We start from the raw sequence: 14,615 nt of genomic DNA on the forward strand, positions 1-14,615 counted from the left end.
GTATTATCAGCATAAGAAGCTCTTTAGTCAGCATCTGGCGCTGCTTTTAAAAATGATACCCCCGTTATTATTGTTTATACAACTGCTGGTGGATCTCATGCAGAACTTTTGGATCAATCTTATATACCTTCCGGTCATAGGTCATTAACCCGTTTGTTTCTACCTCCACATCCGTTGTTTGGGTATAAACGGCAGCGGATAAGCCAAGGGGGATGAGCCGGGCAAGGTGGCTCACCAGTTCTGAATAGCGGTTCTTTAGCTCATCCTGGTTTTTAAAGGTTTGATAGCCCCAGTTATTTTTAGCCTGCCAGGTATGACCTTCCAGGGGCAATCCCAGCCCGCCAAATTCTCCCAGTACCAGTATGCGTTCGCTGCCAAAGATGCGCGGATCAGGCATTGCAGGATCAGGATAATGATGCAGATCCATAATGTGCCCAACCGGAAAGAAGTTGCCGCCGCTTGCGCTGTTCACTAATCTGGAAGGATCGTATTGCATTGTCCACTCTGTAATTTCCTTTGTTTTAAACTGCCCCCAGGCTTCATTAAAAGGTACCCAAACCACAATGCAGGGAAAGTTGTACAGGTTGTCCATTATTTCTTTCCATTCCGTTCTGTAAACGGCTTCAGATTCAGCACTTCTGTCTTTATCCGTGTTGCCCCCGGAAATCTGTCCGGGACGGGAATCCCATACGTTACCTCCAAGATCGCCGCTGGGCATATCCTGCCATACCAGCATGCCCAGCTGGTCACAATGATAATACCACCTTGCAGGTTCTGCTTTCACATGTTTGCGGATCATATTAAAGCCCATATCCTTTGTAGTCTGTATGTCAAAACGCAGCGCTTCATCAGTAGGGGCTGTATACAACCCATCGGGCCACCAGCCCTGGTCCAGCGGGCCGTATTGAAAAACAAACCGGTTATTCAGCAACATTTTCTGAATGCCGTTTTCCTTTTGCATGGAAATCTTCCGCATGGCAAAATAAGAGGTCGCAGCATCGATTGGTTTCCCTTTCCGCAATAATTCTACTTTCAGGTTATACAGGAACGGGCTGCCGGGCGTCCACAGCTTCATATTCTCAACAGGTAAAACGGCTTCGGTACCGGGCGCTACCTGTTGTTCGCTCATTTTAACAGATCCGTCCAAAGCGGTAACTCTTACCAGATCGCCAGGGCGCGCACTGTTTACGGTAGTGGTAACTTTTATTACTTTCTGATCAATATCGGGTGTGTTCTTTGTGGAGGCGATGTAAGTATCCGGAACAGCTTCGATCCATACTGTTTGCCAGATACCGGTTACAGGAGTATACCAGATGCCATTGGGTTTTTTCACCTGCTTGCCTCTTGGCTGCGGGCCATCGTCTGACGGGTCCCATACGCGTACAGCAATTTCCTGTGTTTTCCCTTTCTTCAGGAAAGGGGTAATGTCAAAGGTGAATGCACTGTAACCTCCTTTATGCTCGCCGGCTTTCCGGCCGTTTATAAAAACGCTGCATTGCCAGTCCACGGCTCCAAAATGTAACAGTACGGTTCCCTTTGACAGGCTGGCAGGTAACTGAATCGTTCTGTGATACCATAATGACCGGTCTTTGCCAACGGTTTTTTGTACGCCTGAAAGAGCCGATTCAACAGGGAAAGGCACCAGGATCTTTCCTTCAAACCCAACGGGTGCGGTTTCTGCTGAAGCCGGCTGAATACTGTAATCCCATTGCCCGTTTAAGCTCATCCAGTTACCGCGTACTAACTGGGGTCTTGGATATTCCGGCAGCACATTACCGGGTTGAACATCACTGGCCCATTTTGTCTGAATAATCGGCTTTACCGGATCGCCCTGGCCGGATACGCTTAAAAATAGGGATAGTAGAACTGGCAAACACACAAATCGTAGCATAAGAAACTATTTTTAGCCGTAAAAATAGCTAATCCACATCAGCTTTTGTTTTTCTGCTGTCTCAATTACTCTTCAATTTGTCTCATAGAGCCGGCTTATTCAAAGAGTTATAAAAAGAGGAGGTAAAAAAAATTATTTATCTGAATTGGATACAGCATCAACGGCTCATTCCTGCTTAAGAATGCTGTCAGCAATCAGGGTAGAAACTGATCTAAAATGCAATGCCCCGGGGAAACAACTGCTGCTCGCGGGTAAGCATATGCTCGGGTTTCAGTGTTTCAAAAAGATAGAGCTCCTCTGTGGCATCGGGCAGGCGGATCGTGCCTGTCATTTTTAATCCCAGCCTGTAAAGCAGCTTTTGGGATGCAAGATTGCCGGGGCTGGTGATGCCCCAGATCTTTTCCAGTCCAAACAGGTCAAACCCCGCTTCAATTAATCTATGAGCGGCTTCAAAGGCATAGCCCATTTTTTCAAACCTGGGCAACAATGCAAAGCCAATATCCGGTGCAGGATGGCCCTCGCGATGATACAACCCCACGGTTCCTATTTTTTTATGATCGGCTTTCCGGATAATAGTAAAGTTCCCAAAGCCCAGGCGTTCCTGTTGTGGCTTGATGCGCTGCAAAATATATTTTCTGGCTTTTTCAAAAGAAGTGATGTCTCTGTTGCCGATATATTTTAACCATTTGGGGGCATTCATCAGGTAAAAGATGAATGCTGCGTCATTTTCATCAGTGGGTTTAAGGAACACTCTTTCTGTTTCAAGCGATATGATGGCACCCATGCAGTTATCCTTTAATTGCTGATCAAAGGTACCAAAAGCAGTTCAGAAAATAAAATCGGTGCCGCTCTTAGGCACTTGTAGTGCCAAAGCTATATCCTGCAGTCTAAGTCTACAATATAAAAGGGGCAACCAAAAAGCCCTTTTTGTCATGCTGAATTTATTTCAGCATCTAAAATAGTGATTGCTTGTGATAGATTCTGAAACAAGTTCAGAACGGCAGTCTGCTTATAAACAGAGTTTTTGGTCAGCCCCAGCGCTTATTCTTTTATGGAATCATACAAACTGTGAATGAGCCCGTCTGCCAGCCCTATTTTGGGCACCAGTATCTCCTGTACGCCTGCCCATTTTAAAACGTTAATATAGATCAGCAGGGCCGGAACAATAACATCTGCGCGGTCTTCACGCAGCTTAAAGTTACTGATGCGCTCATTGAGGCTCATGCTGCTGAATGCTTTATAATAATCGCGCAGGAGTTCCAATGAAAGCGGACGGCCTTCTTTGCGTTTGGATAATGAAAAGATCTTGTTGATATTGCCGCCGGATCCGATGCCGGTTATCTTTTTTATTTCTTTTACCTGGCTGCGGATATAGCTTTTCATTGCTTCCCATTGCTGCTCTGTTACCTGTTGTTTTAACAGCCGGATGGTGCCGATATCAAAAGAGCGCTTAAAGCTCATGACCCCGTTGGTAAAGCAGGTAAGTTCTGTACTGCCACCGCCCACATCTATGTATAAATAAGATTCATTTTTTGTTAATGTATCTGCAACATGACTCTCATAGATCAGCGCGGCCTCATGGTCGCCCGAAATGATCTCGATCTCCAGGCCGGTTTCCTGTTTTATCTGCCGAATGATCTGCTGCCCGTTTTTTGCATCGCGCATGGCAGAAGTGGCGCAGGCTTTCACATGCTGCACCTCATAAGCATCCAGCAGGTTGCGGTAGGCTTTCATGGTGCTGAGGATGTGGCCTGTTTTTTTCTTTGAAATCTCACCGTTTTCAAAAACATCAAAGCCCAGGCGCAGGGGCACCCGTACCAGGTTGGACTTAATAAATTCCGGTTTGTTCTTTTTTAAAAGCCGCACGTCTGCAATGAGTAAACGGGCGGCATTGCTGCCGATATCAATTGCCGCTAATTTCAATTTATGAATATTTTTTGTTGAACAAATAATTATAAATGGCTTCCTGTGATCGTAGTTTTCTGGAAGCCGATTGCACATATTTATTCTTTAGCTCATTATCCAGCACCCGTGCTTTTACATTATCACTTAGCTGAATGTTCAGGATGTCGATGAGCTCATTCTTTAATACCGGATCGGTAACCGGGCAGGTAGCTTCTACCCGGTGCTCCAGGTTCCGGATCATCCAGTCTGCTGATGAGATAAATACCTTGGGCTTGCCGTTATTATGAAATACAAAGACCCTTGCATGCTCCAGGTATTCATCCACAATGCTGATGGCAGTTACTTTATGTTTGAATTTTTTATTCTGGGAAAGCATGCAGAAGATGCCACGTACAATCAGTTTGACCACCACACCGGCTCTTGCGGCTTCATACAGCTTCTGGATCATTTCAAGGTCTGAAAGCGAGTTCATTTTAATGATCATCTCTGCTTTTTTCTTCTTCCGGGCAGCAGCAATTTCCTGGTCGATCAGCTTCACCAGAAAGGTCCTTATATAGGAAGGGCTTGGAATAACGGTAGTACATTTCGCAAGGACCGGCTCGTTGAGCTTTGGCTTTTCCAGGTAAGAGAAAAAGCGGTTAATGTCCGCCATGATCTTTTTATTGGATGTCAGCAAGCAATGATCTGCATATACCTTAGCCGTTTTTTCGTTAAGATTGCCGGTGCTTACAAAACCATAATGGGTTGTCCGGTTGCCTTTTTTCTTTTTGATGATGCACAATTTACCATGCACTTTCATATTGGGGAAGCCCGTAAGCACGGTGGCCCCTACGTCTTCCAGACGCTGTTTCCACTCCATATTGGCTTCTTCATCAAAACGAGCCCTCAGTTCCAGCATAACAATAACCTCTTTTCCATTGCGAACAGCATTGATCAGCGCATTGATGATCTTTGATTGCGCTGCCAGCCGGTAGCAGGTGATCTTTATTGAATGTACTTCGGGATCGAAAGCTGCTTCACGGATCAGGTCAATGATCGGCGTAAAATTATGATAGGGAAAGCTCAGTAAAACATCCCGGTGCGTGATAACATCTGAAATGCGCTGCTCCAGCAGTAAAGGATGGTCAAAAGGCTCTTTGCGCCGGCTTACATTTTTAAAGACCTTTGCAGGAAAATCAATAAAATGCCGGAAGTTATGAATAGCGCCGGCCGGACTAATGGCATCCTGTTTTCCAAACCCCATGCGGGTAATTAAATAATGCAGCAGTTCCGGATCCATTTTTTCATCGTAGGTAAAACGAACAGGTGTTCCCTTTTTCCGGTTCTTCAGCCCCGTTTCCAGCTTCTGGATCAGCGTGGTATTATCAGCGGTATCAATATCCAGTTCCGCATCCCTGGTGAACTTGAAGATATTGGCATGGAATTCGTCGTACCCCAGGAATTTAAAAATATCCGGCAGGTTAAAGATGATGGCATCTTCCAGCAGCATAATGTCATGCTGCCCGCTTTTGGAAGGTAATTCAATAAACCGGCCAACAGCGGTTACCGGTACTTCGATGATCGCAAATTTTTTATCCTGGCGATTGTAACTTTTACGCATTACGACCCCCAGAAAGATGGATTTATCCCTCAGGTTGGGGAATTTCTTTATGTTCTCGATCATCAGGGGAATGATGTTGGGGCTTATTTCAGTTTCATAAAATTCCCTGATGAATTTTTTCTGAACAAGGGTCAGCTGCGTAGCATTTTTCAGGTAGATCTTATTGCGGTTCAGACTGCGCTGCACATTTTTCCATACGTGCTCAAATTCTTCCTGCTGGGTGTCCATAAGGCGGTGGATCTGCTCCAGGATCTTCTTTGGATTTTTTTCCGGGTGCATATTGAGCTTGGACTCAATGCGCAGCATTCTCTTCAGCGAAGCGATGCGCACCCGGAAAAATTCATCCCGGTTATTGGAGAATATGCCCAGGAATTTTATACGTTCGTTTAACGGCACAGTAGGATCAGCAGCTTCCTGCAGCACCCGGCCATTAAATGCCAGCCAGCTGATGTCTCTGGGTATGACCTTTTGCATAGTTGTTCTTCGTATATACACAATAATAACACTTTATCGGCAGAATTAATGGTTATTGTTGAGGTTTGAGCATTTGGAGATTTATCTTTATATTAAATTTTTATCGGTACTGTTTATGATAGATTACCAGGTGCCTGCTATTGATCACAGGCTGTCTACGGTGTATTTGCGCAGCGCAGGCGCATCAATTTATTTTTTACTGAAATGGGCTATGAATAAAGTTAATTCACAATGCCACGAATACTCACCTTGTTAGCAGGGTTCGTGCAGTAATTGTGATTCTTGTCTTTATTGAGTTGCGGAGTATTGATACAATACCAGACCAGCAACTCATCTATTTTCTTTTCAACCTTTTGTCAATCGCCACAAAAAGTTGCAACCAGCCGGAGAGAGCTCATAAGCGCCAAAAACAATAATAATTATGCGCATAAAGGGCTTGTCATCCGCCTGCCGGCGGGCCTCCTTTTGGCCATCCGCGCACATGAAGATTCCAAATGAAAAGCAACGCCGGTTGGCTGCAGTAGTCGCGATTGTATCCCGGAATTGAAAGACAAGAGAAAAGCAGCACATAATAATTAGCAAAAGATATGTATAAAGAGTAGCTGAACGGACGGGCAGGCACGAATACTGGCTGTATCAAAAGTCAATATCGTCATGCCGGACCTTGTCCGGTATCTAAAAATCACATATGATTATTAATAGATTCTGAAACAAGTTCAGAACGACATTCCGTTGTAAAAACGACTCTTGATACCGCTTCATTTGTATTCATTTTAAAAGAAAAAAACGTATTTATTGATTCGTGCATCTGTGGCATAATCGTTTACTGATTTATGCGTTCACCCTGTGCACTTGCGCTGATTCCGCGGACCATTATAAATTGTAATTAACTTTGCATCTAAAAATCTTTCATGACGAATGAACGGCGGCAGAAGTTGGAAACGGTGATCCGTCACCGTCAGCCAGGACTGGGAATTGTACTGGAAAACGTGTTTGACCCGCATAACATTTCTGCGGTAATGCGCAGCTGTGATGCTGTTGGGATACAGGATGTTTATATTTTAAATACAAGAATCCCGAGGCATAAGAAATGGGGCGCTAAAAGCAGCTCCAGCGCAGCAAAGTGGTTATCTGTGCATCAGTTTGAAGATGCGGCTGCCTGTTTTGCTGTTTTGAAGAGCAGATACGATAAAATAATGACCACGCATTTGAGCAGCGATGCCGTTGGGTTATATGACCTGGATCTTACACAAAACATTGCCCTGGTCTTCGGGAACGAGCACGATGGTGTAAGTGAAGAGATACGGGCTCTGGCGGATGGAAATTTTATTATTCCGCAGGTAGGCATCATTCAGTCGCTGAACATCAGCGTGGCCTGCGCGGTAAGCATTTACGAAGCCTACAGGCAGCGCAGTATTGCCGGCCTGTATAAGGAGGAAGGAAACAGTGCTTACCATGAGCAGTTGCGGCAACAATGGGGGATAGAAATGTAAAATAATAAATAAGAAATGTAAAATGTAAAAGTAAAGAGAATTCCGGTAGATTCGTGAAGAGATCAGATAAAGGCAGATCCGGGGAAATCATGAGCCATTGACCATGGACTATCGACCATAATAAATAGGGAATGTAAAATGTAAAAGAGGTGGAAAGGGATTTGTTATTTTACATTTAAAATTTTAAATTCATCATTCAAAATTTATAAAATATGCCATCATTTGATTTTGCGAGTAAGGTAGATGCGCAGGCATTGGATAATGCTGTGAATGTGGTAAGAAAAGAAATTACAAACCGCTTTGATTTTAAGGGATCGCATGTGGTTATTGACCTGGATAAAAAAGCCTATAAGATCAATGTGGAAACGGAGGACGATATGAAAATGAAGCAACTGCTGGATGTGCTGGTAAACCGTGCGCATAAGCAGGGAATTGCCCCGGAGGCATTTGACCTGGGAAAGGAGGGGAGCCAGGTGGGTAAAGCCTGGAAAAAAGAGATAGAGGTACGGAACGGGCTAAGGCAGGAAGATGCCAAAAAGATCGTAAAACTGATCAAGGATGCAGGGCTGAAGGTGCAGGCATCCATTCATGACGATGTGGTACGCGTAACGGGGAAGAAGATCGACGACCTGCAAACAGTGATCCAGGCATCCAGAACCTGGGAACTGGGCCTGCCGCTGCAAGTGGAAAATATGCGGAGTTAAGATAGAAAATGTCAGTGTTCAGACTATTACATCCTGCACCCGGAAAAAAAATCATCAACCATGGATTATCCGTTTCTGTCTTCAGAAATTTAATATTTCACATTCTATATTTAATATCCTACCTTTGCACTTCAAAATTTATTAATAACAGTACGGCAAAATCCGTACAACCTTAAAAATCATACAATTATGAAACAAGGTCTCCATCCGGAAAGCTACCGTTTAGTAGTTTTCAAAGACATGAGCAACGGTGAAGCTTTTTTAAGCCGTTCTACCGCCAATTCAAAAGAAACCATTAAATGGGAAGATGGTAATGAATATCCTGTTGTAAAACTGGAAATTTCCAGCACTTCTCACCCTTTCTTTACCGGTAAAAATATGCTGGTGGATACTGCCGGCCGTATTGATAAATTCAAAAAGAAATACGCAAAAAAATAATTACCCGCAGTGGGACTTTTTTAACCCCGCCCTTAACAGGACGGGGTTTTGTTTTTAAAGTGGTTTCTGATTATCTTAGGACCCTCAATTTATGAGCCCGGTCACATTTACCCATAATCATTATAAAGAGGAGCAATTGTTCCCGTTTTGTCTTACAACGCGGGTTGAAGATATTCCTTCCGGAATGCTGAGCAACCGGAAACGCTGGGAACTGATCGTGGAGCAGGAATTGCCCTCCGGTAGCGGGGGTGAATGGGTTGTTCCTGCTAATTTGCTGCCTTCGGAAGAACTGATTGCCTTACTGAAAAACTTTAAGGAAGGCGATTTTCTTGAGCTGGATAGAGAAGGTGGTGCTGCCATCATTGGTTTGGGAAAAAGCCATAAAGCCTTTTCCGGGAAGCCGGTTGAGGTTTTAACAGGTAATGCATTGCGGTGGCTGGAATTTGGCTGGAACATTTTTGAGCACAACGCTTACCTGCTGCATTTTGATTTCCGGTTACTGACGCAGGGCCGTAACTCAGTGCCCGTCCCTGATGGCAACCGGTTCACCGGTAATGCTGTTTTTATTGAGGAAGGAGCCTCTGTCCGTTTCGCTGTTATTAATGCGGAAGAAGGGCCGGTCTATATCGCAAAAAATGCTTTGATAATGGAAGGCACCTGCATACGCGGCCCGGTATTTATTGGAGAAAATGCGGTGGTCAAAATGGGCACGCGGATCTACGGTGGCACCACTGTAGGCTACTGTTGCACGGTTGGCGGCGAAATTAAAAACACCGTCTTTTTTCCTTTTTCCAATAAAGCGCACGACGGGTATATAGGCGATGCGGTAATAGGCCGCTGGTGCAACCTGGGCGGCGGTACCAGCAACAGCAATTTAAAAAATACAGCTGGAAATATTAGTGTAATTTTGCCATCAGGCGTTTATAAAGCCGGCATGAAATGCGGCGTACTAATGGGGGATTATACAAGAACAGCCATTAACACTTCCATCAACTCCGGAACTGTGATAGGAGTTTGTGCAAATGTTTTTGGAAAGGGGCTGACCCCAAAATGGATTCCCTCTTTTTCCTGGGGATATAATGATGCTGTTTTATATGAAGCAGAAAAGATCCTGGAGCACCTGGAGCGCTGGATGCAAACCAAAAAGCAAACAATGACGACAAGAGAAAAAGAACAAATTACCCATATTTATTATCAAACAAAAACAAAGAAATCATGAGACAGCAAATTGCAGCAGCTAACTGGAAAATGAATTTAACGTATGTGGAGGGCCAGCAGTTATTAAAAGATATTTTTGATGAAAACATTGAAACCAAAGATAACCAGGAAGTGATCTTTGGTATTCCGTTCCCTTACCTGATGATGGCAAATGAAAAGGTGAACACCCTTAAAAACTTTTATGTGGCGGCGCAGAACTGCTCCAACAAAAAGTCCGGGGCCTATACAGGAGAGGTTTCAGTAGACATGCTTAAATCCATTGATATTAAATATTGCATCATCGGTCATAGTGAGCGCAGGGAATATTTTAACGAATCCAACCTGGATATTTCTGAAAAGGTGGATCTGCTGTTAGGAGCCGGAATGAAACCGATTTTCTGCTGTGGCGAGCCTTTGAGCATTCGCGACGCGGGCACCCAGAATGAATATGTGGAGAAACAATTACAGGAATCTTTGTTCCATGTTTCTGCAGAAGAGCTGAAGAATGTAGTGATCGCTTATGAGCCTATCTGGGCCATCGGCACCGGTAAAACGGCTACTACCAGCCAGGCACAGGAAATGCATGCCTTTATCCGTTCTGCAATTGCCAAACAATACGGCCAGGAAGTTGCAGATGCCGTTTCTATCCTTTACGGCGGAAGCGTAAAAGCCGGCAACGCGAAAGAATTATTTGCCTGCCCGGATGTTGATGGCGGACTGGTAGGCGGCGCATCGCTGGTTGCAGTTGATTTTGTGGAGATCATTAAAGCACTGAAATAAGAAAGTAGATAACAGGATTTTAAAGGGACTGATCAAAAGTCCCTTTTGTTATGCTGTCCGCTCACTGGCAGATCAGCAGTGTAAATAACGTCTGATTAACAACAAATGCTAATCGGTTGCGGACAGAACGGTAATCCTTTTGTAAACATTGTTTTTGGTACCTCTTTTGGTAATACCTTGTTGTGGAGCGTAACATTTTATATAATAAGTTATTTTCTAAATCTGTAAATATTTTGTTTGCCAGGTTTTTCACCACCGCATCATTAGTGCTAGTGATGTGTTTTCTGGCGCACAATTTAAAAATAGATGATTATGGTGCCTATCAAAGATTTTGGGTACAGCTTAGCGTGTTTAACATCATAACAACATGGGGGCTTCATTTGTCATTGCCCGTTTTTAGCCCGGAACAGATTATTGATTTTATGGTTTGCATCAATAAAAGGCAATGGACGATTATCAGCATATTAACACTTATTTCCGGGGCTGTTTTTGGAATATTGCAATGGAATCAGCACATTCATTTTTTTGTGGCAATGATTGTGCTTATGGCATCTGCTGTGGCCATGGTTTTTGAGGCCATATTACTATCATTAAAAAAGTTCAGGTTTGTAATTGTTGTAAACTTTTTGTACGCGCTTTCTTTTCTGGCTATTCATTTAATTGTATTAAAAGGAGGCTGGCATTTAGACAAGCTTGTTATCCTGTTGGCATCGCTGCTGGTTCTTAAGAATAGCATAACGGCTGTTTTTTTAAGAAAATGGATGGCTAAGAGCGGCAAAAAAGATACTTCTGAAGCAGAATATAAGAAGCACATTCCCTTTTTTTTTCAGATGTACACTTATGCCGTACTTACCGCCACGGCCGTATGGCTGGATAAATTTTTAATATCGCTGCTGTTAAAGAATGAGGAAACGGCCATTTATGTAAATGGCACATATGATATACCTTTTTTACCATTGGTTTTCACGGCTGTTGGCAGCGCTGCCCTGATGTCTTTGACAAATACAACGGATTATAAGCTGGTTGCTCAAACCATATATAACAACGGCAGGCTGTTGTCCTGCATTGCTTTTCCTCTTTTTTTTTATTTATTTTTTTTTAGCAGGGAAATTATTGTTTTCCTGTTTTCTGAAAAATACCTGGCATCGGTAGGCATTTTTCTTTTCTCAATTTTGGTCATTCCCGTACGCGCCAATATCCATACAACAGGATTGCAATATTTAAAAAGAGGCGATATCATAAATTACGGGGCCCTGATGGATATTGTGCTGGCAGTGATCTTAATGCCGCTGCTTTATTTTTGGATAGGGCTGAAAGGAATTGCTTTAGCCTTTGTTATAAGTACGTATGTTCAGTCAGCCTATTATACGTACAAATCATCAAAATACCTTCATACGCCTGTATATAAGTTTATTCCGTTTATAAATTGGTCAGGAAAATTGTTATTAGCATTGCTGGTTATGTATTTTGTGAAACAGGCCATAACACCTGATCTGGGTTTATTGACTCAATTGTTACTGGGCGCCTTTTTTCTTGTAGCTTTAAGTCTGGCTTTAATCTGTTTTGATGCCATTCATTTAAAAAGAAAATTGTCGTAAATAGAAATTTGATGATAACGAATTTATCTAGGTCATTTTTTGGGGTCGTATATAAAAAGAATAAGCAGTTGTTTGTTTTCTTTATTGGTATTCTATTATACATTGGAGTAGCAGGGTATAAGCGGATAAATATTTCTCCTTTTCTATTGTGGGATGTATATTCTTTTCCGATAAAGGCAGATACGCAAACTGTTTACAGCACTATATACAATGGTCAGCTTTACTATAAGCCCTGGATCTGGGACCATCATAAAAGAATAATGAGCGTTTATACTGTTCCATGGTATGCAGCATGTGTTGCAAATGGCTATAAAGACATATTAGAACAAGGAGGCGCCCATTTTATAAAAAAGTATAAAGTGGTACCGGATAGGGCTGTTAAAAAGCTTTATAATTCATCTGATGAGATTAAACAATACCCAGAGTGGTATAAAAGATATATAAGCGCCAATACCGGGGATACTATCCGGACATTACAGATTTATGCAGTTACGCTGGCTTATGATAAAGTAAGCAATAATGTGCATGTTGTTAGTAAGCAATTATTAGTAAATGAATAGTGCAAAAGCCATACGGAATTTAGCGCTGTACAGAGGCCTCATCACCCGTTCGGTTTTATTATTTTTTATAATGATACTGCTATGGAGATTGTACTCACATTTACTTCCCTGCCAGTTGCAGAAACCGGTACTCAGCAGGATTGATATGGATTATGCCCTTTGGGCATATAAACTTTTAAATATTGATGGTTATATTATTCACAATACCATAGGGAGTGTGCTTTTTACTGTTGTGTTATTTATAATTGTTGTTTTGTTTTTCCTGAAGCCGCAAAAAAATATTTATGCGATAGTATTTACTGCTTTGTTTTGGTTGCTAGCCTTGTCTTTCAACCTGTATCTTACACATAATACGCATCTGTTACCCGGTATGATGCTTATTCTGATCCCCTTTTGTGTAAGAAAGGATACTGACTTTGAAATCCTGTGGGAGGGAATGCGGTACTTTGCATGCTGGGTTTATTTTTCATCATTGTTATGGAAAATGATTAACGGCTCCTTCTGGCAACCTGATTTTGGAATAGAATCTCTGAAAGAGAATGTGGCGTATATTTTGTATGAAGACCCTGCTGGAAAACTGGCGTTTCTGTACCGTTTTTTTCTGGAGCATCCTTTGCTGACGAATACCGGTGCAAAGCTCATTTTTTTGCTGGAAGGTTTTTTTATCGTTGGTTTTTTTACAAAAAAATGGGACAAAGTTTTGTTTGTCCTCATCTTTTTAATACATGGTCTTTTATGCTTTTTTGCCGATGTGGTATTTATTGAGCTTTGTGTACTGGCCTTCCTGTTCATACCTGCAGCCGGTTGGGCAAGGCTGCAAACCTGGGTCAGTTCTTTGAAGCGTGGATCATCTGCATAAAATCATCAAACAGGTATCTTGAATCGTGCGGGCCGGGTGTGCTTTCCGGGTGATATTGGACGGAGAAAGCCGGCTTGTTTTTTACCCGGATGCCTTCAACAGACTGATCATTAAGATTTACATGGGTCACTTCTACTAAATCAGATGCCTTTACAGAATCGGGGTCAACTCCAAACCCATGATTCTGAGTGGTGATTTCAGACCTGCCTGTAATTAAATTTTTAACAGGATGGTTCAGCCCCCGGTGCCCGTGATGCATTTTGAAAGTAGCAATCCCATTGGCCAGAGCCAGCAGCTGATGCCCCAGGCAAATGCCAAATACCGGTTTTTCCTCATCCAGGATCTGTTGTAGCTGTGCCACCGCGTAATCCATTGCAGCCGGATCACCGGGGCCATTGGAGATAAAGTATCCATCCGGATTGAAAGCTTTTACTTCCTCCAGCGGTGTTTTAGCCGGGAACACTTTTACATAGGCACCTCTGTCTGTCATACATTTCAGAATATTTCTTTTGATCCCGTAGTCCATTACCGCAATCCGTATTGGGGATTGAGGATCTCCGGACTCATAGGCTTCTTTAGTGCTTACCTTGGAGGCCAGCTCCAGGCCGTTCATTGATGGTACCGTTGCCAGGCGTTTTTTCAACGCTTCAATATCGAAAATCTCCGAAGAAATGATGCAGTTCATAGCGCCTTTTGTGCGTACATGGGTTACCAGCGCCCGGGTATCCACATCATGGATGGAAACAATATTATTCTTTTTTAAATAGGCATCCAGCGAGCCCACGGCTTTTCTCCGTGAATAGTTCTCATTAAGGTTTTTGGCAATGACCCCCAGGATCTTCACACTGTCTGACTCTACATCCTCATCGAGCACTCCGTAATTGCCAACGTGCACAGCGTTCATGATCACGATCTGGCCGTAATAGCTGGGGTCTGTGAACACTTCCTGGTAGCCGGTCATGCCGGTGTTAAAACATATCTCACCGGTAGTAGTGCCGATGGCTCCGAAAGCCTTACCGGTGCAAACAGTTCCATCTTCCAAAAGTAAAATTGCGGGCGCTTGAGTATCAGACATTTATTTTGTATTGGAAATTAAAAAATCACGCAAAGGTAAAA

General features: G+C 43.1%; 13 protein-coding genes. 8 read left to right on the forward strand and 5 right to left on the reverse strand.

The genetic code is table 11. The features are described from left to right. Positions 1-67: 67 nt before the first annotated feature. From A8C56_RS06915 to ppk1, 4 genes are all read right to left on the reverse strand, one after another. The gene (locus tag A8C56_RS06915; RefSeq protein ID WP_067753757.1) at positions 68-1,891 is read right to left on the reverse strand and encodes a glycoside hydrolase family 2 protein; all 1,824 of its coding nucleotides are present in this window, start codon (positions 1,889-1,891) and stop codon (positions 68-70) included. 211 nt (positions 1,892-2,102) lie between these two features. Beyond that, positions 2,103-2,675, reverse strand: coding sequence for a GNAT family N-acetyltransferase (locus A8C56_RS06920; RefSeq protein WP_084490071.1), 573 nt, complete (start codon positions 2,673-2,675; stop codon positions 2,103-2,105). A 257-nt stretch (positions 2,676-2,932) separates the two neighbouring features. Next, positions 2,933-3,814, reverse strand: coding sequence for a Ppx/GppA phosphatase family protein (locus A8C56_RS06925; protein ID WP_067753760.1), 882 nt, complete (start codon positions 3,812-3,814; stop codon positions 2,933-2,935). Position 3,815: 1 nt separating this feature from the next. Further along, positions 3,816-5,870 (reverse strand): polyphosphate kinase 1, encoded by a 2,055-nt coding sequence (gene ppk1, locus A8C56_RS06930; protein ID WP_067753763.1) that lies wholly within the window; start codon positions 5,868-5,870, stop codon positions 3,816-3,818. 911 nt (positions 5,871-6,781) lie between these two features. Between ppk1 and A8C56_RS06940 the strand changes: the two genes are divergently transcribed. The 8 genes from A8C56_RS06940 to A8C56_RS24375 all read left to right on the forward strand — a co-directional run bounded on the left by A8C56_RS06940 (position 6,782) and on the right by A8C56_RS24375 (position 13,499). After that, positions 6,782-7,363 carry a TrmH family RNA methyltransferase gene (locus tag A8C56_RS06940; protein ID WP_067753768.1) on the forward strand — a complete coding sequence of 194 codons (582 nt, stop codon included), beginning with the start codon at positions 6,782-6,784 and terminating at the stop codon, positions 7,361-7,363. Positions 7,364-7,575: 212 nt separating this feature from the next. Beyond that, the gene (locus tag A8C56_RS06945; RefSeq protein WP_067753770.1) at positions 7,576-8,067 is read left to right on the forward strand and encodes a YajQ family cyclic di-GMP-binding protein; all 492 of its coding nucleotides are present in this window, start codon (positions 7,576-7,578) and stop codon (positions 8,065-8,067) included. A gap of 189 nt (positions 8,068-8,256) precedes the next feature. Next, positions 8,257-8,505: a type B 50S ribosomal protein L31 gene (locus A8C56_RS06950; protein WP_067753773.1), complete on the forward strand. Its 249-nt coding sequence runs from the start codon at positions 8,257-8,259 to the stop codon at positions 8,503-8,505. A 91-nt stretch (positions 8,506-8,596) separates the two neighbouring features. Beyond that, complete coding sequence (locus A8C56_RS06955) at positions 8,597-9,724, forward strand: putative sugar nucleotidyl transferase (RefSeq protein ID WP_067753775.1); 1,128 nt, start codon at positions 8,597-8,599, stop codon at positions 9,722-9,724. Beyond that, positions 9,721-10,482: a triose-phosphate isomerase gene (gene tpiA / locus A8C56_RS06960; protein WP_067753778.1), complete on the forward strand. Its 762-nt coding sequence runs from the start codon at positions 9,721-9,723 to the stop codon at positions 10,480-10,482. Before A8C56_RS06955 ends, tpiA begins: the two co-directional genes overlap by 4 nt. Positions 10,483-10,715: 233 nt before the next feature. Next, the gene (locus tag A8C56_RS06970) at positions 10,716-12,080 is read left to right on the forward strand and encodes a lipopolysaccharide biosynthesis protein (RefSeq protein ID WP_157097900.1); all 1,365 of its coding nucleotides are present in this window, start codon (positions 10,716-10,718) and stop codon (positions 12,078-12,080) included. 11 nt (positions 12,081-12,091) lie between these two features. Then, positions 12,092-12,640, forward strand: coding sequence for a hypothetical protein (locus A8C56_RS06975; protein WP_157097901.1), 549 nt, complete (start codon positions 12,092-12,094; stop codon positions 12,638-12,640). 436 nt (positions 12,641-13,076) lie between these two features. Further along, positions 13,077-13,499: a hypothetical protein gene (locus A8C56_RS24375; protein ID WP_169818752.1), complete on the forward strand. Its 423-nt coding sequence runs from the start codon at positions 13,077-13,079 to the stop codon at positions 13,497-13,499. On the opposite strand, the gene carA is transcribed toward A8C56_RS24375, so the two are convergent. After that, positions 13,468-14,574, reverse strand: coding sequence for a glutamine-hydrolyzing carbamoyl-phosphate synthase small subunit (gene carA / locus A8C56_RS06985; protein ID WP_067753792.1), 1,107 nt, complete (start codon positions 14,572-14,574; stop codon positions 13,468-13,470). The genes A8C56_RS24375 and carA overlap by 32 nt on opposite strands. Positions 14,575-14,615 lie beyond the last annotated feature (41 nt).

The sequence above is a fragment of the Niabella ginsenosidivorans genome (assembly GCF_001654455.1).
GTDB classification, from domain to species: Bacteria; Bacteroidota; Bacteroidia; order Chitinophagales; family Chitinophagaceae; genus Niabella; species Niabella ginsenosidivorans.